The organism is Priestia megaterium, from assembly GCF_046599315.1.
Lineage (GTDB): Bacteria > Bacillota > Bacilli > Bacillales > Bacillaceae_H > Priestia > Priestia megaterium_F.
Map to the genome: position 1 here is coordinate 183,398 of NZ_JBKIKC010000003.1, position 21,663 is coordinate 205,060.

Genomic DNA, 21,663 nt, shown 5'->3' on the forward strand with positions numbered 1-21,663 from the left:
AATCACTTAAACAAGCCATATAGAATATACGTTATAATAAAGTAGTGTGCAGGCTTGTATAGCTAGGTAATGAAATAGTTTAAACAGGCAGTTAGTCACTGTTGAAGAGTGAGCGTAAATGGTAATCTATTCAAATAACGCGAGTCAAACGTCGATTGATGTCGGGTTTGAGGGTATTAAAAGCAGCGGTTACTTTTTGGATATAAAAAGTCAGATAGGGAGAAAATATGGATCTTATCCTCACAATTCAGATAGGTCATACGAATACTATATATAGCATGAACGTATAGGCATTTCTCCGAATGTGAGTATAGTTTGGGGTGAGTAAATGTCGAAACATAAATTAACAAGCAAGGCACTTGATGAAATCTTTGAGAAGATTATTGGCACAGTAGGAGATAGTAAAAATGAAGTCTATCGTCTTTCTGAAGATGCCAGACAAGAATATCAGCAAATTAAAGAAGAGTTAGAAGTGTTAAAAGGAAAAGTTCTTGAGACGATAGAGCAAGGCGATAAATTGGAAACTCAGGCAAGGTTGGCTCGAAAGCGTTTGTCTGATGTGAGCCGACATTTTCAAATTTATTCAGAGCCTGAAGTAAAAGGTGCTTATGAAAAAGCACACGAATTACAAACCAAGCTGCTGATGAATCAGCAAAGCGAATATCAGCTGCGTAATCGCCGAGATGAACTAGAAAGACGCCTGCTTACATTGGAAGAAACGATTAAACGTGCAGATCATCTGGTAGGTCAAATTTCCGTTGTCTTGAATTATTTAACAAGTGATTTAAAACAAGTAGGAGAAATAGTAGAAGATGCTATTCAAAAAGAGTATTTTGGGTTTCGGATTATTGAAGCTCAGGAAGAGGAACGGAAACGTTTATCAAGAGAGATTCATGACGGGCCAGCTCAAATGCTTGCAAATGTTATGATGAGATCGGAATTAATTGACCGAATTTACCGGGAACGTAGTGCAAAAGAAGCAATGGAAGAAATTCGAGATTTACGAAAAATGGTTCGTTCTGCCCTATACGAAGTGCGTCGAATTATATATGATTTAAGACCGATGGCACTTGACGACTTAGGTCTAATTCCGACGCTGCGTAAATATCTTGATACAATTGAAGATTATAACGAAGGCAAGCCTCGGATTACGTTTATTTCCATTGGACAAGAGAAGCGAACTGCTTCAAAATTAGAAGTGGCACTGTTTCGTCTAGTGCAAGAAGCTGTAACGAACGCATTAAAACATGCAGATGCGACGGAAATCCAAGTGAAGATAGAGTTCAACAATGAACATGCTATTTTGCTTGTCAAAGATGACGGCTGCGGTTTTAATCAAGAAGAGAAAAAAGAGAATTCGTTCGGCTTAATAGGAATGAAAGAGCGTGTTGATTTGTTAGATGGGACTATTTCCGTTCATTCGAAAATTAACCAAGGCACGCTTGTTATGATTAAAGTACCGATTATAGCCGCTTAAAAAGGCAGAGATATGTATATAAATAGGGGTCAATATAGAGTAAAACATTTGTTGTTCGATTTGGGGAGGAATCAAACATGCAGACAAGAATTATCATAATCGACGATCACCAATTATTCCGTGAAGGAGTAAAAAGAATTTTAGATTTCGAAAAAGACTTTGAAGTAGTTGCAGAAGGTGACGACGGTAGCGAAGTTATTGACCTTGTAGAAGAACATCAACCTGATGTTGTAATCATGGATATTAACATGCCAGCTGTAAATGGTGTCGAAGCTACGAAAAAGCTTGTAGAAGTAAATCCGGACGCTAAAGTTATTATCTTATCTATCCATGATGATGAGACATATGTAACTCATGCCTTACAAACAGGTGCACGAGGCTATTTGCTAAAAGAAATGGATGCGGATGCGTTAATTGAAGCAGTGAAGGTAGTTGCAGAGGGTGGTTCATATTTACACCCGAAAGTAACGCACAGTTTAGTAAAAGAGTACCGCCGACTGGCAGCTCAAGGACAATCGTCTTCTTATCCGCACGAACCAATTGAAATTCGCCGTCCATTACATTTGTTGACGCGTCGTGAGTGCGAAGTGTTACAACTGTTAGCCGATGGTAAAAGCAACCGAGGAATCGGAGAAGCATTATATATTAGTGAAAAAACCGTTAAAAACCATGTAAGTAATATTTTACAAAAAATGAATGTAAATGATCGTACTCAAGCTGTTGTTGTTGCAATCAAAAACGGCTGGGTAGAAGTAAGATAAGTTCAAAAGTCCGATATACAACTAGGTATATCGGACTTTTTTTTGCTTTTTATAACTTTTTTTGAAATTGTGGGTAAAAAGTCATGTTTATTAAGAGGAGAAAACAACCGATAAGTTAAGGGGAGAAAATATTTTTAACGATAGGAAGGCTGAGAGTGATACCTTCGCGAGTTCACTCTTCCTTCAACTAGTTCCCTTTAAAACTTTAAGAGTTAGCTTTTGGTGAAACAAATAGAAAAATGATTTAAAGAAGATTAGAAGGTGATGAAGCTGAATTTTATAACGGAAGAATTAATCTATCAAAAATCTCCGCAAGAGCTAACAGCTATACTGTATGAAAAATTTATTCATAATATTGATGAAGCTGTTATAGCGATTCAACACATAGATTATTTCACAACCAATGAAAAAATTAAACAGTGCAACGATATTTTATATCGTCTAGGAACTGGTTTAACATATCAAGCAGGGATCATTGCAGAGCAGTTAGATATTCTTTACAACTATATGTCTGACAGATTAATTGTGGCTAATTTAAAAAAAGATACATTTATTTTATGTGAAGTTCAACAAATGATGAAGAAGCTTTCTAACGCTTGGAATGAAGTGTTAAAAACGACCCCTAAAGTTATCTCTCACCCCGAAAAAACATGCTGTCTTCTTATGAGCAGCACATAAGTCTCACTTTTAGCTAAAGGAGCTTTTAATATGAGAATTCATCATTATATTCAAGCATTAAATACCTATTGAAGCCTTTCAGCTAATTAAGCTAGCACATCTAAAAGTCTAGATTGAATGAAGTGTATATTAATAAAAAAAGGAGAGACGCATAGTGGAGGTACAGCGGATTAACGGCCTTTCTTCTTCCATGAATCCGATTAGAGAAAAAGAAGTGAGTGGTTCGGTTTCATTTACAGGAGTAATGGTGAAGAAACAAAAAGAACTGACCTATGAACATTTAACTCAAGTGATAAATAGAATTGAAGAACAAGGAAAGCAGTTAGTAAAAAGTCAAACCATTGATTCTTTGCGAAAATATAAGGCGCTTGTGAAGCAATTTATGAACGAAGCTGTTAAAAATGGTTTTGAAATGCATGAAGAAAGAGGATTTAACCGTAGAGGAACGACTAAAGTATATACGTTAGTGAAAGAAGTGGATGCGAAACTAGTTGATTTGACAAATGATATCCTCCAAAAAGAAAAAGACAGTTTGGATTTACTTAAGCAGGTTGGAGCAATTCAAGGTTTGTTAATTAATATGTATATGTAAGTGCGCTTTCACTAGTGGGTAAACCTCTCGTTACATGCATTTTAATCCTAAATGTTGTAGAATAGAGTGAAATTATTTTATATAACAAAGGATGGATCCCTATCTTATGAAGACAGCAATTATTACAGATAGTACCGCCTATATATCAGAGGAAATTCGATCAAACTATCATATACATATGGTACCGCTAAGCGTTATTTTTGGTGAAGAAACATATCGTGAAGAAGTGGATATGACTGCAGATCAATATTTTAAAAAAATTAAAGAAGCAAAAAATCTTCCAACCACTTCTCAGCCTGCTATCGGAGAATTCGTAGAGTTGTTTGAGCAGTTAAAACGAGATCAATTCGACGCAGCTATCGTTATTACGTTATCTAGTGGGATTAGCGGAACGTATCAGGGTGCTTTGTCGGCAGGTAGCATGGTAGAAGACTTTGATGTGCACGTATTTGATTCAGAAATCAGCTGTATGGTTCAAGGCTTTTATGCAATTGAAGGAGCCGAAATGGTCCGATTAAATAAACACCCTGATGAAATCATTGCGCGTTTTGAAGAGATGAAACTATCGATGCGTGCGTATTTTATGGTAGATGATTTATCGCATTTGCAGCGTGGCGGTCGCCTAAATGCTGCTCAAGCTATTATCGGCAGCCTTCTCCAAGTAAAGCCCGTGCTGCATTTTGAGTCTAAAAAAATTGTTCCATTTGAAAAAATTCGCACGCGTAAGCGAGCATTAAAACGAATTATGGAGCTTCTTCATGAGGATGCGAAAGAAAACGTACCTATGAAAGCTGTAGTTATTCATTCTAATCGTGAAGATGAAGCAAAAGAAATTCAACGAGAGTTAGAACAAGAATATCCTCATATTGAATGGAGCCTTTCTTATTTTGGCGCTGTCATTGGCACGCATTTAGGTGAAGGTGCCATCGGTATAGGCTGGTATAAAAAGTAATCGAAAACCAAATCATTTGATTTGGTTTTTTTGCAGGAAAAAACACCTTTCTTTGCGTATATAGATGTGTACGATAAACATAGAAAGGAATGAAAATATGCTTTTTACTGTTAAACAAGAATTGCTAGATCCTGTTCAAGTACCTAGTCCTTATGCTTTTCCTCTCTCGCAAATCGACACGTGGAGAACTCCACCTTTAAATCCTTCATACCCCTATTCTTTAGATCTTCAGCGCTCTTTAAGCGGAAAGCAGCTTCTACTCACTCAGACTCCCTATCCTTTATCCCTCATTCATGAGCATTATCTAAACGGATATATTTCCTATCAAAAAGCACTTACCCAGAAAGAAAACGGATATAGATGCAACCGTTGTGGAAGCGATAGCCCTTTCTATTTCGCATCATTTCCATGCAACAGATGTCACCAGAAGTGCCATTATTGCCGAGCATGTATTGTAATGGGCAAAGTAAGTGAGTGTACACCCTTTATAAACTGGGAAGGACCAGAAAGCAACATACTGCCAAAAAGCAGCGTGATGAATTGGAAGGGAGCGCTATCTAAGGCTCAAGAACATGCTTCAAATGAACTTATTCAAGCCATAAAAAAGGATGAAGAACTGTTAATTTGGGCCGTTTGTGGAGCGGGAAAAACGGAAATTTTATTTAAAGGTATTGAATTAGCGTTGAACACCGGAAAGAAAGTTTGTATTGCTACCCCAAGAACAGATGTAGTTATTGAGCTAAAGCCAAGAATTCAATCAGCATTTCCGGATATGTCTGTGCTGGCTATGTATGGAGGTAGCGAAGACCGTTTTCATGAATCCTCTCTTATTATTTCCACGACTCATCAACTTCTGCATTATTACCAAGCATTTGATGTGCTAATTATTGACGAAGTAGATGCATTTCCTTATTCAACAGAGCCTATGTTGCACTATGCTGTTGCGAAAGCAGCTAAACCTGTTGGATCAAAAATTTATTTAACAGCGACTCCAAGTGAATCATTAAAAAAAGACGTTGAGCAAGGAAAAAAGCAGGTAGTTAAAATTCCAGCCCGCTATCACCGAGCGTTTATTCCTGTTCCTAGATTTGAATGGTGCGGCAATTGGAAGAAAAAAATGAAAGCAGATGCTCTGCCTGCTAATGTTGAAAAATGGCTAAAGAAAAGAATAGAGGAAGGAAAACAATGCTTTATCTTCGTTCCAAAAATTAAATGGATTGTCCCCATCACAGACATGATTCGAAAATTGACCGAACAGGTAGAAGGCGTTCATGCTGAAGATTCCCAGCGAAAAGAAAAAGTAATGAAATTTAGAAAAGGGCAGCTAGTTATTTTAGTAACGACAACAATTCTAGAGCGAGGCGTAACGGTTCCTAATATAGACGTTGCAGTATTGGGAGCAGAAGAAACAATTTTTACTGAAAGTGCTCTTGTTCAGATTTCAGGAAGGGTAGGGAGGAGTGCTCAATTTCCCACAGGAGACGTTGTCTTTTTTCATTATGGGCAGTCTTTGTCTATGCGAAAAGCAAAAGAACATATTGAACAAATGAACGCTCTAGCTTATAAGGAAGGGCTGATTGGCCGATGACGATATGTTTTATTTGTTTTGAACCGCTTGTCTCCACTTTCGATTGGAGGTCATTATTAAACCCTTCTTCAACGGACAGGGTTTGCTCTGCTTGCTTGCAAAAATGTCCCATCATTAGCAGTGACATCTGCAGGGGGTGTGGCCGTTCTCTTGCAGACCTAGCTTCTTCTCATTATGAGCTAGACACATGTATGGATTGTCAGAAATGGAACGATGCTTCTTTTTTTAACCGTTCTCTTTATACGTATAGTAATTTTATGCAAAGTATAATAGAACGTTTTAAGTTTCAAGGAGACTATGAAATTATCCAAGCATTCAAAGGACAGTGGTATAAATTTTATAAAAAAGAATGTAATCCAAAAGCTATACTAGTTCCTATACCTTTAACCGAAGAGAGATTATATGAGAGAGGGTTTAATCAATCTTTAGCACTAGCTGAGCTGCTCAGTGACAACATAGAAATGCCTCTTATTCGTTGTTCAGGAACAAAGCAATCAAAGAAAGATAGGCAAAGTCGGCTGACAGAAAGGCTGGAATTTAAAGTAATCGATTCCTCTATGGTTACGAATCAAGAGTTTCTCTTGGTTGATGACATTTATACAACGGGAGCAACCGTGCGCCAAGCGGCCAAGTGTCTGAAAGAAGCTGGGGCACGTTCAGTTCATTCGCTCACTTTTATTCGAGCATGAAGATGTATAATTTAAAACTTTGACCGATAGTAAAATAAAAAAACAAATGAGGAGTTTCGAATATGGGAACGTTAGATAATTGCAGTGAATGCGGTCGTTTATTTGTAAAGAGTGGATCAATAAATATATGTAAGTCATGCTTTGACAAAGAAGAAGCTCTATTTCAACGTGTTTCTTCATTCTTAAAGAAAAGAGCAAATCGTACAGCAACTACTTATGAAGTGGTGAACGAAACGGGAGTTTCAGAGTCTTTAATTCATCAATTTATTCGACAAGGTCGCTTGGTGCTAACTAACTTTCCAAATATAAGCTATCCATGCATGCAATGCAACGCCCAAATTCGAGAAGGGAAACTTTGTAATTCATGCTCTCAAGAAATTAGACATCAGTTAGAAAAGCATAATCGTGAGGTGTTGCGTTCAAATGAAGAGCTGACGCGTCCAACCTATCGTTCTAACGAAGGAAAAAAAGAGTAGAAGTATGCTGAGAGTGATTGTTTAAGAATTCTCTACCCATAGACCTATGTGTAAGGTGAACTGTGAAAATGGTCTCAACTTCTTTGCCAATGCTAAAGGTTTAGGTGGGAATTCCGATATAATGAATAGAGATAACGGATACAAATATAAAAAGAGGTGAGAGAGATGAAGATTAACCCATCGAACTTATTTGGAATAAATCCGTACAAAAAACAATCAGAAAAAGCAGAACAGGTCTCTAAAAAGAACCCCCAAGATCAGATTCATATTTCATCTGAAGCGAAGAAGCTTCAGAAAAATGAGCCATCTCCAGAAAGAATTGAAAAATTAGAAAAACTAAAACAGCAAATTAACAGCGGAACATACGAAATTAACGGAAAAGAAATTGCTAAAAGTATTGTAGATTTCTATAAAAAATAAAAGGACTGACATTGCTTGAACGTGCAGGAAATTCAAATGATACTAGAAAAACAAGTAACACTTCACAAAAGTTTGTCTGTCATTGTTAAAGAGAAAACAAACTTTATTATTAAACAGGATGTAAAGGCATTGACGTCTTCATTACAAAAAGAGCAATCTCATATAGCTGCGATTTCCGCACTTGAAACAAAGCGTATAGCAGAAATGGAAAAAAGTGGACATACTGCTGGTTCCATTGAAGAAATAGCAGGCTCATTTCCTGAATACTCCATCTTGATGCCTTTTCAAAAGCAGCTAGTAGATATAATTCAAGATATAAAGTATGCAAATGACTTAAACAATCAGCTGCTCACACAGTCTTTGCAGCTGATTTATACCGAATTAGACCTTCTTGTTCCATCAAAACGAGAGGATTCGTTCAATTACACAAAAACAAATAATAGTTCGTTTCAGTCCAGATCTATTTTTAATTCGAAGGTATAAGGAACGGAGGAAAGCAGGATGAGTTCAACATTTCATGGTTTACAGGTAGCTAAACGGGGAATGGATGCCCAACAAGCGGCTCTTTACACGATTGGCCATAACGTATCTAATGCAAATACGCCGGGCTATACGCGTCAGCGGGTAAGTTTAGAAACGTTCCCAGCTTATCCAGCCCCGGGGATGAATCAGCCTGGAACTGCGGGTCAAATAGGAATGGGAGTAGAAGCCAATACAGTAGAAAGGATACGTGATGCATTTTTAGATACCCAGTATCGAGATGAAACTATTAAAGTAGGGTATTGGGGTGCACGCGCTGGTGCTCTTGAGAAAATGGAAGAAATTATGAATGAACCTACTGAAGATGGACTTTCAGCTGTTTTTAATCAATTTTTTGAGGCTATTCAAGATGTAGCTTCACATCCTTCAGAAGCAGGAGCCAGGTCTGTGATGATTGAACGAGCTGAAGCAGTAGGTGATACATTCTCTTATTTATCTACTTCTTTAAAAACGATTCAAGGTGATTTACAAAACGAACGCAATGTAGCCGTAACACAAGTGAACTCTTTACTAGAGCAAATGAATAATGTGAACCAACAAATAAAAAACGTAGAACCAAATGGTTATCTGCCTAATGATTTGTATGATGAAAGAGACAGGTTACTAGATGAGCTTTCTAAATTTATGCCGGTTTCTTTAGAGTATACAAAAAGTAGTGGGAATGCTTCTGCACAGTCAGAAGGAGTAGTAACGGTTCAGCTTCAAACGTCTCGAGGCCCTATTACCCTTTTAGATGGACAAAATCATCAAGTAAATGCTATCAGTCTTACAACAAATCAAGATTCCTATGTGACGGAAATTCATATAGGTGATCAGAGCTGGAATCCTGAATTATTTCCTCAAGGGAAACTTAAAGGAGTGATTGAAGCTTCAGGTTTCATAAATAATAGCAGTAACAAAACAGGTGTTTACGCTTCGATGATTGACCATCTAGATGAAATGGCCTATGAGTTTGTAAACTGGTTTAATGATGTACATCAACAAGGTGTAACATTAGACGGAGAGACGAATATTACCTTTTTTAATGATGTGTCTCAAAAAGAAGGAGCAGCAGCTGCAATCGTTATTGCTGATAAAATCAAACGAAACACGAACAGTATTGCTGCGGCCTCTGGTGCTGTTGGAAGTGATCGCCAAGGAGATGGACAAAATGCTCAGCTATTGTCTCAATTTCGTCAAAAGGTGCTTATTAATTCCGGGAATCAAGATGTTTCCCTAGATGGCTTTTATCAATCTATTATTGGCCAAATGTCAGTGGATGCCCAACAAGCGAACCGTTTAAAAAGTAATTCAGAAACCCTTCAGGGAGCTGTAGAGCAAAGACGCCAATCTACAAGTGCAGTTTCATTAGATGAAGAAATGACGAATATGATTCAGTTTCAGCACGCATATAATGCCAGTGCCCGTATGGTGACTATGATTGATGAAATGCTTGATAAAATTGTAAACGGTCTTGGAACTGGAGGAAGGTAGGGGAAGAGATGCGTGTCACACAAGGAATGTTAGCAGCTAATTCGTTAAAACAGATTAGCAATAGCTACAATAAGTTGGAAACACTTCAAAACCAATTATCAACAGGAAAGAAAATTACTCGTCCTTCGGATGATCCAGTAGTGGCTACTAAAGGAATGGCTTATCGTTCTAACCTTTCTGAGGTAAATCAATATAAACGTAATTTAACAGAAGCACAGTCTTGGTTTGATAGTTCAGAGTCAGGACTTGAACAAGTCAATTCCATTCTTCAGCGCACTAAAGAGCTGGTTGTGCAAGGGTTAAACGGGACGAATGAAAGTGATGACCGCCAGGCGATTGCACGTGAAATTGAACAGTTAAAGCTGGATTATATGCAAGTAGGCAATACGCAAGTGGCAGGAAATTATATCTTTAACGGTGTAAATGTAGGGGCACCGCCTGTTAGTGAAAACGCAAGCCGCACGATAGAATCGAATATTAATCTAGATCCTTTTTCAATTGAGGTATCAAAAGGTATCCAGCTGAGAGTCAATATTCATGCTGAAAACATCTTTGGACAAGGTGCATTCGACTTGATGAACAACATTCAAACAGCTTTTGAACAAAACGATGTAAATTCACTAAAAGATCTATCTATACAGGTAGACACGCAGCTGTCTACGCTATTAGCGGAGCGATCTGAATTAGGAGCAAGGAGCAATCGGCTTGAGCTGATTGAAAACCGCCTCGACTCACAGGAAATTACGGCTACTAAGATGCTTTCAGATAATGAAGATGCAGATATTGAAAAAGTTATTACGGATTTAACCGTACAAGAAAGTGTGCATCGTGCTGCCTTAGGAGTAGGGGCTCAAATTATTCAGCCTACGCTTTTAGATTTCTTACGTTAAAAAGCTCCTTCTAGACAGAAGGAGCTTTTTTATAATGAAAAAAGATAACAAGATGAATCAAAATTAATCAGCAAAGGTGTGATGAAATGAAAATTTCAACAAGCTATCATGGAGATATAGAAATAGATAATTATCAAATATTTACATTTAATCAAGGGATTCCAGGTTTTTTGGAAGAAACTGAATTTGTTATTTTACCACTTCCGGAAGCAGAAGCTTTCCAAGTGCTGCAGTCTATTCAAACAAAAGAACTAGCTTTTATTATCACGGATCCGTTTCAATTTTTTTTAGATTATGATTTTCAATTAGAACCTCAGGAAATTGAAAAGCTTCAATTACAACAAGTGGAAGATGCAGCTGTTTACGTATTGCTTACGATGTCAGATTCTGTTGAAAAAATAACAGCTAATTTGCAGGCTCCTGTTATTATTAATACAAAGCAGCAGCTTGCTAAGCAAGTGATTTTAATGAATACATCTTACGAAACAAAGCACAGGTTATTTGAGTAAGAGGAATAGATAAGGAGTGAGTCCATGCTTGTTTTAACGCGAAAGTTAAATGAAACAATCAAAATAGGTGATGAAATTGAAGTGACCGTCCTTGCAGTTAATGGTGATCAAGTAAAGTTAGGAATTCAAGCTCCAAAGTCTGTGGATATTCATAGACAAGAGGTTTACGAAGAGATACGTAATGAAAATAAAATTGCTTCTCAAATTACGTTACATGCTATTAATATGCTGAAACAGTTACCGAAAAAGAAACAAAACAATTAGTTTAAAAATAACCAAAAATATATGGTATAAAAGATCCCTAAACCGGGAAAGATAAACATATAGTATTCCCCACTATGTCTTAAGCCTTTCTCTTTAAGAGAAGGCTTCTTTTTTTATCAAAAAATTGAACTGAATTTCTGTTTTTTTCCTTTTTATCATGTATCATTAAATTTATTAAGTATAATTCAAATGAATTTAACAAAAGAGGAGAAGAGCAAATGAGTGATGTTCAAGCGTATCACGATTTATTAAAAGAGGCAGAAGATGTTGTTGTCAGCGCTTTAGCTGATACGATGGATCTATACGGTGTAACACCTTCAGTAGGAAGGCTATATGGTATGCTTTATTTTATGGATGAACCTGTTACATTGGATCAAATGAGTGAAGAATTAGGTATGAGTAAACCAACGATGAGTACGTCCATTCGTTCACTGCAAAATATTGACATGGTGCACAAAGTGTGGAAAAAAGGTGTTCGGAAAGACCTGTATGAAGCCGAAAAAGATTTTTCTAAGTCCTTTTTTTCTTTTTTCTGTAAGAAGTGGCAAAGAGAAATTTCAGTTAATCTAGAGGCAATTGAAGAAGCAGAAAACAAGCTGCAAATTCTTTTAAATAATGAGGATGTACCTGAGGAGATTGCGGTAAAAGCTAAGCGTAATTTAGCGCAGATTATAGAGTCAAAACATTATTATCATTTCTTGAAAAAAGTAGTAAAAGTTTTTGATGATCGAAGAATCATCGATATTTTAAATGAAGAATTAGCGAAAGATTAACATAAAAAGGCTGTTGAGAAATCAACAGCCTTTTTATCATTTTTATACGGTTAATGGTGTAGCTTCAAAGCAGCGGTTATAAATCCATTCGTAACTTTTTACAGTTAAATCACGAGGATTACCAACTGTTTGTGGATCATTAAATGCTTCTTGAGCTAAGCGAGAGACTGCTTCTTTTGGAACACCTTGTTCTTCTAAAGAAGGGATTTGGACATCTTTAACTAATTGATATACTTCACGAACAGCTGCTTGAGCTGCTTCTTCAAGCGTTAATTCATGTGTATTAACTCCTAGAGCTTGAGCTATGCGAGCGAATTTTTCAGGCTCACCCATCCAGTTATATTCCATTACAGGACCTAGCATTGCTGCTACGCAAGGGCCGTGAGCAATTGGATAAATACCTCCTAATGTTTGAGCCATCGCGTGAGCTGCTCCTGCAGATTCACTTCCATATGAAAGACCGGCAAGCATAGCTGCATGCGCCATTCCATAGCGTGCTTCGATATCCTGTCCATTCGCAACTGCACGTCGTAAGTATTTTCCAACGTACTCAATAGCCAATAAAGCAACAGAGTCTGTCATTGGCTGTGCAAAATGACATGTATAACATTCAATTGCATGAGCTAATGCATCGATTCCTGTACCCGCCGTAATATGTGAAGGCATAGATACATGCAGTTCTGGATCAATAATGGTTAAGTGGGCAGCAATCAAAGGTCCACCTGTATTAAATTTAAACTCACGGACAGGATCTGTAATGACAGCCCATTGTGTTACTTCGCTTCCTGTACCGGCAGTTGTAGGGATTGTTGTTAAAGGAGGGATACGTTTTGTTAAAGGTTTTTTTCCTTCAGCTGCTTCATAATCTAGGACGGGAGCATTATGAGCCACTTCTACACCAATGGCTTTTGCCGTATCCATTGAACTTCCGCCTCCAACAGCTACTAGGCCGTTGCATCCATTTTCTTTGTATATTTTTGTGCCGTCTGCTACTACGTGAATAGACGGGTTGGCTTCCACTTGATCAAATAGAATAACATCTACGTCCGCTTCTTTTAAACTAGCGATTACAGGGTCTGCTAAACCTACTTTTTTTACACCAGGATCTGTTACTAATAAAACTTTAGACACACCTAGGTTTTTTACTTCCGCTCCAGTATGTTTTACAGCGCCAATTCCGTGTTTTACAACCGTCGGCATCTCAAAACTTTTTAAACGTTCCATTCTTTCAAATCTCATAAACATTTTTAAATTCCCCCTTAATTTTTATTGAAACCAGCGCATTGGCTGTGGACTTGTATTCGTATAAATATGTTTGATTTCCGTATATTCTTCTAGTCCGATATGGCTAAGCTCTCTTCCAATCCCAGATTGTTTATAACCTCCCCAAGGAGCCTGCGGGAAGTAGGGATGATAATCGTTAATCCAAGTTGTTCCCATACGAAGTGCTTTCACTACACGTTCAGCTCGATTCATATCACTTGTCCACACAGCTCCAGCTAATCCATAGATTGTATCGTTAGCAAGTGATACCGCTTCTTCTTCAGTGTCGAAGCGCTCAATTGTCATAATCGGACCAAATGACTCTTCTTGGACAACTTTCATATCTCCATGACAATTTGTAAAAATAGTTGGCTCAATAAATAAGCCTTTTTGTAAAGAGTCTTGAGTTGGACGCTTGCCGCCTAAAACAAGAGAAGCACCTTCTTGCTTACCAAGCTCAATGTAGTGTTCCACTTTAGCTAGGTGCTCTTTTGAGATAACAGGTCCCATTTGAGTGGCTTCATCCATGCCGTCCCCTAGCTTAATTTTTTTGGCTTGTTCAATAACTGCTGAAACAAACTCATCGTGAATAGAATCTTGAACCAGTAATCTCGCACCAGCTGAACAAACTTGACCGGCATGAAAGAAGACAGCATTTAATGCATAATCAACCGCAGTGTCAAAGTTGGCGTCATCAAAGACGATATTCGGATTTTTCCCTCCAAGTTCAAGAGCGATTTTTTTAAAATTTCCGGCGGCAGCTTGCATGACCTTACGTCCAGATACACCGCCACCTGTAAATGAAACTAAATCTACTAAGTGGCTTTCTGCCATTTCTTGTCCAACTGTCGCACCAGGGCCAAGTACAATATTGACTACGCCTGCTGGGAAGCCAACTTTTTCAAAAATTTTCATCATGTGAATAGTTGTTAAAGGGGTGATCTCGCTTGGTTTAATAACAATTGTATTCCCAGCAGCAAGTGCGGGAGCCAATTTCCAAGAGGCTTGCAGTAAAGGGTAATTCCAAGGAGTAATTTGGCTACACACGCCTACGGGTTCGCGGATAACGCGGCTAACAGAATGTAGATTAGGGGACTCGATCATCTGTCCACCGTCTTTATCTGCTAATCCGGCATAATATTGAAAGACATCAGCAATTCCGTCCATGTCCGCTAGGCTTTCAACGAGGGTTTTTCCAGTATTTAAGGTTTCAAGCTTTGCTAGTTCCTCTCGGTCACTGCGAATTTCTTCCGCTACTTTAAATAGCAAGGAACCTCTTTCGGCCGCTGTAAATTTAGACCATTCACCTGTATCAAAAGCTTTTCTAGCTGCTTCAATGGCTTTTATAGCATCAGCACGATTTCCTTCTGTAACGACAGCGATAACCTCTTGATTAAAAGGATTTATAATTTCTCTTTTCTCACCGCTGCGTGCTTCAACCCATTCGCCGTTTATGTGCATTTTTTCAAGCGTAAGTGTTTGTTCCAATAGCGTATACCTCCAAATAATAGAATTTGTTAAATTTATATTTAACGTTCTTAACAATTTGAATTATAGCATCGAGTATTTAATTTAGTCAAATTAAAATAATTAAAATATTCTGAAATTAACGAATTTTCTTTAAGAGGTTAATTATTCGGATATTAAGAGAAAATTTAACAAAAAATGATAAAAAAACAGAGATTGCTATGTCCCTTGATACATAAGGTTTTTTGATGTACGAGCTATAAAAATGTTATTCTTTTTTCATATAAAAAAACTCAAACTTTTTTGACAATATACTAAACATTCAGATATATTAACCATAGTACTATATCTGCTTGCATACAAACCTTGAAAAATAAAGGATTTTTAAAATAGAAATTAAGAAAGGAGTTTAGATAGAAGATGAAAAAAATATGAGTTCTTAGCAGAATACTAAAATAAGTTAATTTAAATTATTTTAGTATAACTATATAAACGTAATTTCTCCCCTTAGCATTGGTATGTGTAATCCAACTATTTGTGTTTTATTCTAAAAAATCTATTTTTGGGTTTAATTGTATGCCGGTAGAAAAAAGGAATAGAGGACAACTATGTTTTCAGATTTCTTTATCAATTTAAAGGATGTGAGACGATGCAAAATGCTAAAAAGCCATTTCGTTCAGACACACAACAAGCCAGGCCTGAAAAGTCGAATAAGACCTCTGACTTTTCAGGGAAATCAAACAGTAAAAACCGTCTACTAACCCCCTTATGGACAACTATTATAGGATTTTCAATCTTTATGGTTGTTGCATTTATCTATTCTCTCTATAATCCAGATCTCTATTGGCCAGGCCTCATTTTAATGTTCATTATGTATGGTGTTATTTATTTTATTGGCGCTCGAGCCGCTGAAAGTGAAAAAGGAAAATCAGGCGATATGCTTGTTGCAGGAAGGTCTATGCCGCTTTTGATTTCGATGTTCACAATGACCGCTACTTGGGTCGGTGGAGGATATATTGCTGGAACGGCCGAAACAGTTTATTCTTCAGGATTAACTTGGACCCAAGCACCATGGTGTTATTCAATCAGCTTAATTTTAGGCGGTATCTTTTTTGCTAGAAAGATGAGAAGATTTGAGTTTATGACAATGCTTGATCCTTTAGAATCTCGTTTTGGTAAGAAAATGGCTACGGTTCTTTATTTTCCAGCCATATTAGGAGAGCTGTTTTGGAGCGCAGCTATCTTAACTGCTTTGGGAACAACATTTGGTATAATTTTAGGCCTCAGTTTTTCAATTTCCATCATTCTTTCCGCACTTATTGCCATTGCATACACCGTGATTGGCGGCTTGTGGGCAGTAGCACATACCGATATCTTACAGCTTTCTATTATGTTTTTAGGCCTATTTCTGGTTCTTCCTTTTGCATTTTCGAATACGGGAGGAGTGGGAGCCGTTTTTTCTACTTATTCAGAAGGCATGGCTGGTTCTCTCCATTTATTTCCTCCATTAAAAGGCTGGGAAGATCCGAAATGGGGAAATACATATTGGCAATGGTGGGATAGCACATTTTTACTTATTTTTGGCGGTATTCCATGGCAAATTTACTTTCAGCGCGTGCTATCTGCTAAAAATGAAAAAGCAGCCATGTGGCTATCTATTACAGCCGGCATTTTTTGCGCGTTAGCAGCCTTGCCTCCAACTTTAATAGGAATGATTGGTTATAGTGCAGACTGGTCTTCATTTGGAGCGTCAAGCCCTGAGAGCGCGTCGATGATTTTAACGTATGTATTTAAATATTTAACGCCTGATTTAGTAGGAGCGATTGCTCTTGGCGGACTAGCGGCTGCTGTTATGGCTGCAGTAGCGGCTTCGTTGCTTTCGGCTTCGGGGATGGCAGCTTGGAACGTGTATCGCCCCATTGTAAAACCAAATGCGACCCAGGCGCAGTTAGATAAAGTTATTAAACGTTCTATCATTATTATTGGAACAGGGGCAACTCTAATTGCTTTAAACTCCGAGAGCGTCTACTCTTTATGGTATTTATCAGGAGACCTCGTATACTGTATTCTTTTTCCACAGTTAGTTTGTGCTTTGTTCTTTAAAGGAGCTAACTGGTACGGATCTTTGGCTGGATTCATTGTCTCTCTCGTCCTTCGAATCGGTGGAGGAGAACCATTGCTTCATTTAAAAGCGCTGCTTCCGTATCCGATGATTGAAGAGGGGGTGGTTATGTTTCCGTTTCGTACATTTGCGATGGTAGGAGGGTTGTTAACCATTTTTATTGTTTCATACGCAACGAGACGTATTTGCCCTCCTCAGCCGCTTCGAAATCTCCATCGTGACGTATCGGTTGAAAAATAATCAAAAGCTCTCAAGCAGGTTGGACCCTTGTATTATAAAAAGCAAAATAAAAAAGCCGCAGATGCGGCTTTTTTATTTTGCAACTTTTTCTGAATTAGAAAATTGATCGTCAGGTTGCTTATTGTTTGTTTTTTTAATGAACGAGTATGAAAGAATAACCACAACTGTTAATCCAAGCGTTAAGAAAAACTGAGAGCGCATGGAATCAATAAATGCCATTGATAAGAAGATCACAGTAATGACAGCGATTGTTGCGTATGTTAAATACGGAAACAACCACATTTTCATTCCTTTAATTGGCTGGTTGGCTTGAATCATTTTCTTGCGCAGGCGTAAATGAGAAATAGCGATAGCTAAATAAACAATAAGAGCGATGGCTCCTGATGCATTAACTAAGAATAAAAAGAGTTTATCTGGTGAAACGAAGCTAAAGATAGCACACACATATGCAGCAGCTGTGCTAATCCATACAGCTCTTGCTGGCACGCCTGATTTACTTACCTTTGCTAAAGCACGAGGAGCTTGTCCTTTTTGAGCCAATGATAAAATCATTCGTGAGTTCGTATACAAAGCAGAGTTCAAGCAAGACAAAACGGATACTAATACGACTAAATTCATAATTTGTGCAGCTGCTGGAATATTGATCATTTCTAACATTGTTACATACGGGCTTTTTAGTAAATCAGCTGAGTTCCAAGGTAAAAGAGTTACTAAAATAGCAACTGAACCAATATAAAAAATCAAAATTCGCCATACAACACTGCGAATAGCAGTTGTAATTGATTTCGCTGGATTTTCTGATTCACTAGCTGCAATAGCCGCAATTTCAGCTCCAAAATAAGAGAAAATAACGGTAATAACGCCTAAAAAGATAGAGTTCGTTCCTTTTGGCATAAAGCCTCCGTGGCCCGTTAAATTAGATAAACCAGGTGAAGATGTGCCTGGGATCAATCCAAAAATAATAGCTAAACCAATTCCCATAAAGGCAACGATAGCCACAATTTTAATCATGGCAAACCAGTATTCAAATTCTCCAAATGATTTAACAGAGAACAAGTTCGTTAAGGTTAATGCAAAAGTTAAGATTAAACTTAAAAGCCAAATTGGCACGGAAGGGAGCCATTCATGAACAATTGCTCCTCCTGCAGTGGCTTCGATTGCAATTACAATTAGCCAGAAGAACCAGTAAAGCCATCCAACAGCATAACCGGCCCAAGCGCCAATTCCTTGCTGAGCATACGTTGCGAATGAGCCTTTATCTGGATTTACCATAGCCATTTCACCGAGCATACGCATTAATAGAACGACTAGCAGTCCTGCTGCTGCATATGAAACTACTGCTGCTGGGCCCGTTGCATTAATAACGGATCCGCTTCCTACAAACAAGCCGGCTCCGATAATACCTGCAATAGAAATCATGGAAACGTGACGTTGTTTTAACTTTCCGTGTGATTCTGTTTTGTTTCCCATCGTATTCACTCCTTTAGAATTATTGAAAGAATATTAGAAAATAAAGTAAATTCAGAAAATATAAATAGAAATTCCTCCCCTTACCTTTATAATAAGCAAGAAGTGTGCCAATTATCAAATTACTATTAAAATCACATTTAAGTTACTAAATTTAAAGTGTTTTAAGTTAAAAAAGACTCAATATATTCATAAAAGACTTATTTGTTGTTCGGAATTTCTGCTATATACGTACATTCTATACAAGTTTTCGACATATATCTTATTTATCTTGTATGCTAAAAGAGAAATCGGTATTATATTCCATGAAGAATGTTTGAGAGGGTGCGTGTGTTTGAGAAAATTTATAGCTGTTATTTTTCTATTTATTGTCCTTTTATTTGGCCTGTATTTTTTAGTTAGTCCAGTTAGAAACGTTGAAAAGCTTGATCAGGCTGCTTCGTTACCTTCACTAGCACAAGAAAAGTCAGCCCATGCGACCTCACTAGAACTTAATGGAGGATCTCCTATTTTAGGATATCGATTAAGCGAGAGCGATGTTACTGATTATTTGCGCAGCTACCTTTATAAAAAAGATGAAACGATTGACGGAGCAGAAGCCGAGTTGCTTCCGGAACATATAAAATTTTATATTAATAAACAGGTAGTATCCTTTATGGAATCGCAGTTTGTAGTGGATGTAACGCCAAATGCTGAAAATGGAAAGCTTGTTTTAAAAGTGAACAGCGTGCATTTAGGAAGAGTGCCGATTCCTATGTCTCTTGTATGGGATCGCTTAAATATTAACGAGTCTTCCGATGTCACGGTCGATAAAGAAACGAATGAAATTACTCTACTTAATAACTTGCCAGATTCAATTTCGTTTGAACAAGCAGATACCACGAACGAATATATAAATTTATCTGCCTCTGTAACCATTGATTCATTACGGGATATCATAAATCTAGCACCATACCTTATTCCTAAAGACATTCAAAGAAATTTATCCCAGAAACTGAATATGTTCGGTCAATAATAAAAAGCTCACTTATTGTAGAAAAATAAGTGAGCTTTTTATATCTTGCATCATTTGACCTATGGAAAAAATATTTATTTCACCGATAAAAAATAGAGAAGTGATGACCTAAGAACTGATAGGAAGCCTCTAAAAAATACACTCATATTTTATGGCCAACAGTTGATGGATAGATAAATAAAAAAACGGTGGTGATAGTAAATGGTAAGAGTAAGCGGGTTAGCAAGCGGAATGGATATTGATCAAATCGTCAGTGATTTAATGAAGGCTGAACGAATGCCTATTGATAAAATGAAAAAACAAAAGCAAACGTTAGAGTGGCAGCGAGATGATTACCGTTCTATGAACTTGCTGCTATCAGAATTTAATAATCTCGCTTTTAACATGACCTTGCAGTCTTCTTATTCATCTAAAACAGTATCTTCAGCAGATGAAACGAAAGTAAAAGCAGCAGCTACTTCCTCGGCAGGTAATGCGTCTTATACTCTTTCAAACGTCACAATGGCGACTGCTGCTCAGAGTATTAGCTCTGAGAGTATTGCCTCTAATATTGATCCTACGAAAAGCTTGTGGTCTCAACGCGGGTCGATGGATGCAAGTGTGTGGGCTAAAAAAACAATTGATCAAGCTGCTATAGCGTTAAGTGCTGATACTAGTACAGTAAAACTAGCTAAAGGATCTCTTTCTGAGGAGAATACTCTCAAGTCTATCTCTGTTACTACTGGGGGTGTAACTAACAGTTATAGCGTGAGAATAGGAACCGAGGTAGGAGCAGTAAATGCTAACGAAGTATTCATTAACGAAGACACAGGTGAAATGACGTTTGGTACGACATTAACAAGCGGCAGCACAATTGAAGCGTTCTCGTATCAGCAAAATGTGCTGAATTTTTCTATTACAACATATGACAGCAGCGGTAAAGCCACAGGAGATGGCCCAAGTGGCAGCACTGTATTTGAATTCGACGGTTCTACATCCTTAAACACCGTTCTTACACAAATCAGTAATTCAAAAGCAGGCGTTTCAGCTTTTTTCGATGAAGGAACAAATAAAGTTGTCATGACTCGTAAAGATACGGGGAATTTATCCTCTGCTGATAGTCCGGATGGTTCAAACATAGTTTTTTCAGGCGCATTCTTGACGGGCTTTTTAAATCTCGGCGGTGATGCCAAAGGAACAGATGCAAAATTTACGCTAAACGGTCTAGAAACAACTCGTAAATCCAATACGTTTACAACGGGAGGCGTTACTTATACCCTGCAAAATAATTTTACAGGAGACGTGCGCATTAACGTAAGCAACGATACGCAAAAAGTATTTGATACAATCAAAGATTTTGTGACTAAATATAATGAATTGATTGAGAAAATTAACGGAAAGATTACGGAAGAAAGAGATCGGAATTATCAGCCTTTGACTGACCAAGAAAGAGAAAAGCTAACGGATAAACAAGCTGAGCAGTGGGATGATAAGGCGAAAAGCGGTTTGTTAAAAGGAGACTCAATTTTATCAAGCGGGCTGAATCAAATGCGCTCTAACTGGTATGCCTCTGTATCAGGGATTAGTGGAGCGTTTTCACAGCTAACCGACATCGGTATTTCAACTAGCGCAAACTATAGTGAGCGAGGCAAGCTAGTGATTGAAGGTGACGGTACTAAATTAAAAGAAGCATTTGAAAAAGACCCGCAGTCCGTCATGGATTTATTTATGAAAAATGGAAGTACAACGAGTGAAAAAGGAATTGTCCGACGCTTACGAGATACGATTACTCAAACCGTATCCAAAGTGGAGCAGCGCGCTGGACGTTCGACATGGACAAGTGAACAGTTTTTGCTTGGACGTAATTTAAAAAGCGTAGATAGCCAAATCACTAGTTTTGAAAGCAGGCTCACCCAAATAGAGGATCGGTATTATCGTCAGTTTACAGCAATGGAAAAAGCCATTCAGAATGCAAATGCTCAAAGCGCGCAGCTATCACAATATTTTAGTTAAGAGGGAGTGGATGCT

21 protein-coding genes are annotated in these 21,663 nt (G+C 37.8%); 18 read left to right on the plus strand and 3 right to left on the minus strand.

Features of this window, described 5'->3' with window-relative positions:
• Nucleotides 1–328: 328 nt before the first annotated feature.
• From ACLHDF_RS11955 to cudC, 15 genes are all read left to right on the plus strand, one after another.
• Nucleotides 329–1,477: a sensor histidine kinase gene (locus ACLHDF_RS11955; protein WP_413919050.1), complete on the plus strand. Its 1,149-nt coding sequence runs from the start codon at nt 329–331 to the stop codon at nt 1,475–1,477.
• A 77-nt stretch (nt 1,478–1,554) separates the two neighbouring features.
• Nucleotides 1,555–2,238, plus strand: a complete 684-nt coding sequence (locus ACLHDF_RS11960) for a response regulator (RefSeq protein WP_013059772.1) — start codon at nt 1,555–1,557, stop codon at nt 2,236–2,238.
• Nucleotides 2,239–2,502: 264 nt separating this feature from the next.
• On the plus strand, nt 2,503–2,916 hold the full coding sequence (gene fliS / locus ACLHDF_RS11965; RefSeq protein WP_413919419.1) for a flagellar export chaperone FliS: 414 nt from the start codon (nt 2,503–2,505) through the stop codon (nt 2,914–2,916).
• 154 nt (nt 2,917–3,070) lie between these two features.
• Nucleotides 3,071–3,508 (plus strand): YaaR family protein, encoded by a 438-nt coding sequence (locus ACLHDF_RS11970; protein WP_413919051.1) that lies wholly within the window; start codon nt 3,071–3,073, stop codon nt 3,506–3,508.
• A gap of 106 nt (nt 3,509–3,614) precedes the next feature.
• Nucleotides 3,615–4,460, plus strand: coding sequence for a DegV family protein (locus ACLHDF_RS11975; protein ID WP_413919052.1), 846 nt, complete (start codon nt 3,615–3,617; stop codon nt 4,458–4,460).
• Between the two features lie 97 nt (nt 4,461–4,557).
• Nucleotides 4,558–6,048, plus strand: coding sequence for a DEAD/DEAH box helicase (locus ACLHDF_RS11980; RefSeq protein ID WP_413919053.1), 1,491 nt, complete (start codon nt 4,558–4,560; stop codon nt 6,046–6,048).
• Entirely contained in the window at nt 6,045–6,737 is a 693-nt protein-coding gene (locus ACLHDF_RS11985) for a ComF family protein (RefSeq protein ID WP_413919054.1), read from the plus strand. The genes ACLHDF_RS11980 and ACLHDF_RS11985 overlap by 4 nt, the downstream gene beginning before the upstream one ends.
• 62 nt (nt 6,738–6,799) lie before the next feature.
• Nucleotides 6,800–7,213, plus strand: coding sequence for a TIGR03826 family flagellar region protein (locus tag ACLHDF_RS11990; RefSeq protein WP_413919055.1), 414 nt, complete (start codon nt 6,800–6,802; stop codon nt 7,211–7,213).
• 165 nt (nt 7,214–7,378) lie between these two features.
• The gene (gene flgM / locus ACLHDF_RS11995) at nt 7,379–7,633 is read left to right on the plus strand and encodes a flagellar biosynthesis anti-sigma factor FlgM (RefSeq protein ID WP_413919056.1); all 255 of its coding nucleotides are present in this window, start codon (nt 7,379–7,381) and stop codon (nt 7,631–7,633) included.
• 21 nt (nt 7,634–7,654) lie between these two features.
• Nucleotides 7,655–8,116: a flagellar protein FlgN gene (locus ACLHDF_RS12000; RefSeq protein WP_413919420.1), complete on the plus strand. Its 462-nt coding sequence runs from the start codon at nt 7,655–7,657 to the stop codon at nt 8,114–8,116.
• Nucleotides 8,117–8,134: 18 nt separating this feature from the next.
• On the plus strand, nt 8,135–9,646 hold the full coding sequence (gene flgK / locus ACLHDF_RS12005; protein ID WP_413919057.1) for a flagellar hook-associated protein FlgK: 1,512 nt from the start codon (nt 8,135–8,137) through the stop codon (nt 9,644–9,646).
• Between the two features lie 8 nt (nt 9,647–9,654).
• A complete protein-coding gene (gene flgL, locus ACLHDF_RS12010; protein WP_413919058.1) occupies nt 9,655–10,536 on the plus strand; it encodes a flagellar hook-associated protein FlgL in 882 nt (293 codons plus the stop codon).
• Between the two features lie 86 nt (nt 10,537–10,622).
• On the plus strand, nt 10,623–11,045 hold the full coding sequence (gene fliW, locus ACLHDF_RS12015; RefSeq protein WP_413919059.1) for a flagellar assembly protein FliW: 423 nt from the start codon (nt 10,623–10,625) through the stop codon (nt 11,043–11,045).
• Nucleotides 11,046–11,069: 24 nt separating this feature from the next.
• Nucleotides 11,070–11,309 (plus strand): carbon storage regulator CsrA, encoded by a 240-nt coding sequence (gene csrA / locus ACLHDF_RS12020; RefSeq protein ID WP_413919060.1) that lies wholly within the window; start codon nt 11,070–11,072, stop codon nt 11,307–11,309.
• A 218-nt stretch (nt 11,310–11,527) separates the two neighbouring features.
• On the plus strand, nt 11,528–12,082 hold the full coding sequence (cudC, locus tag ACLHDF_RS12025) for a choline uptake/conversion transcriptional regulator CudC (protein ID WP_413919061.1): 555 nt from the start codon (nt 11,528–11,530) through the stop codon (nt 12,080–12,082).
• Nucleotides 12,083–12,124: 42 nt separating this feature from the next.
• Here cudC and ACLHDF_RS12030 read toward each other — a convergent pair whose 3' ends face one another.
• Complete coding sequence (locus tag ACLHDF_RS12030; RefSeq protein ID WP_413919062.1) at nt 12,125–13,327, minus strand: iron-containing alcohol dehydrogenase; 1,203 nt, start codon at nt 13,325–13,327, stop codon at nt 12,125–12,127.
• A gap of 21 nt (nt 13,328–13,348) precedes the next feature.
• The gene (gene betB, locus ACLHDF_RS12035; RefSeq protein ID WP_413919421.1) at nt 13,349–14,806 is read right to left on the minus strand and encodes a betaine-aldehyde dehydrogenase; all 1,458 of its coding nucleotides are present in this window, start codon (nt 14,804–14,806) and stop codon (nt 13,349–13,351) included.
• A 655-nt stretch (nt 14,807–15,461) separates the two neighbouring features.
• Here betB and ACLHDF_RS12040 point away from each other — a divergent pair.
• The gene (locus ACLHDF_RS12040; RefSeq protein ID WP_413919063.1) at nt 15,462–17,174 is read left to right on the plus strand and encodes a sodium:solute symporter family protein; all 1,713 of its coding nucleotides are present in this window, start codon (nt 15,462–15,464) and stop codon (nt 17,172–17,174) included.
• Between the two features lie 72 nt (nt 17,175–17,246).
• On the opposite strand, the gene ACLHDF_RS12045 is transcribed toward ACLHDF_RS12040, so the two are convergent.
• The gene (locus tag ACLHDF_RS12045) at nt 17,247–18,644 is read right to left on the minus strand and encodes an amino acid permease (RefSeq protein ID WP_413919064.1); all 1,398 of its coding nucleotides are present in this window, start codon (nt 18,642–18,644) and stop codon (nt 17,247–17,249) included.
• Nucleotides 18,645–18,969: 325 nt separating this feature from the next.
• On the opposite strand from ACLHDF_RS12045, the gene ACLHDF_RS12050 reads away from it, so the two are divergent.
• Entirely contained in the window at nt 18,970–19,656 is a 687-nt protein-coding gene (locus tag ACLHDF_RS12050) for a hypothetical protein (RefSeq protein ID WP_413919065.1), read from the plus strand.
• A gap of 201 nt (nt 19,657–19,857) precedes the next feature.
• The gene (gene fliD, locus ACLHDF_RS12055) at nt 19,858–21,648 is read left to right on the plus strand and encodes a flagellar filament capping protein FliD (protein ID WP_413919066.1); all 1,791 of its coding nucleotides are present in this window, start codon (nt 19,858–19,860) and stop codon (nt 21,646–21,648) included.
• The last annotated feature ends 15 nt before the right edge of the window (nt 21,649–21,663 follow it).

Bases quoted from the DNA above. Each gene is read 5' to 3' on its own strand.
- fliW (WP_413919059.1), top strand. From the start codon at position 10,623: ATGAAAATTTCAACAAGCTATCATGGAGATATAGAAATAGATAATTAT.
- ACLHDF_RS11975 (WP_413919052.1), top strand. From the start codon at position 3,615: ATGAAGACAGCAATTATTACAGATAGTACCGCCTATATATCAGAGGAA.
- ACLHDF_RS11990 (WP_413919055.1), top strand. From the start codon at position 6,800: ATGGGAACGTTAGATAATTGCAGTGAATGCGGTCGTTTATTTGTAAAG.
- csrA (WP_413919060.1), top strand. From the start codon at position 11,070: ATGCTTGTTTTAACGCGAAAGTTAAATGAAACAATCAAAATAGGTGAT.
- flgK (WP_413919057.1), top strand. From the start codon at position 8,135: ATGAGTTCAACATTTCATGGTTTACAGGTAGCTAAACGGGGAATGGAT.
- ACLHDF_RS12030 (WP_413919062.1), bottom strand. From the start codon at position 13,327: ATGTTTATGAGATTTGAAAGAATGGAACGTTTAAAAAGTTTTGAGATG.
- ACLHDF_RS12045 (WP_413919064.1), bottom strand. From the start codon at position 18,644: ATGGGAAACAAAACAGAATCACACGGAAAGTTAAAACAACGTCACGTT.
- betB (WP_413919421.1), bottom strand. From the start codon at position 14,806: ATGCACATAAACGGCGAATGGGTTGAAGCACGCAGCGGTGAGAAAAGA.
- flgL (WP_413919058.1), top strand. From the start codon at position 9,655: ATGCGTGTCACACAAGGAATGTTAGCAGCTAATTCGTTAAAACAGATT.
- flgM (WP_413919056.1), top strand. From the start codon at position 7,379: ATGAAGATTAACCCATCGAACTTATTTGGAATAAATCCGTACAAAAAA.
- ACLHDF_RS11985 (WP_413919054.1), top strand. From the start codon at position 6,045: ATGACGATATGTTTTATTTGTTTTGAACCGCTTGTCTCCACTTTCGAT.
- ACLHDF_RS11980 (WP_413919053.1), top strand. From the start codon at position 4,558: ATGCTTTTTACTGTTAAACAAGAATTGCTAGATCCTGTTCAAGTACCT.
- fliD (WP_413919066.1), top strand. From the start codon at position 19,858: ATGGTAAGAGTAAGCGGGTTAGCAAGCGGAATGGATATTGATCAAATC.
- ACLHDF_RS11960 (WP_013059772.1), top strand. From the start codon at position 1,555: ATGCAGACAAGAATTATCATAATCGACGATCACCAATTATTCCGTGAA.
- fliS (WP_413919419.1), top strand. From the start codon at position 2,503: ATGAAGCTGAATTTTATAACGGAAGAATTAATCTATCAAAAATCTCCG.
- cudC (WP_413919061.1), top strand. From the start codon at position 11,528: ATGAGTGATGTTCAAGCGTATCACGATTTATTAAAAGAGGCAGAAGAT.
- ACLHDF_RS11955 (WP_413919050.1), top strand. From the start codon at position 329: ATGTCGAAACATAAATTAACAAGCAAGGCACTTGATGAAATCTTTGAG.
- ACLHDF_RS12040 (WP_413919063.1), top strand. From the start codon at position 15,462: ATGCAAAATGCTAAAAAGCCATTTCGTTCAGACACACAACAAGCCAGG.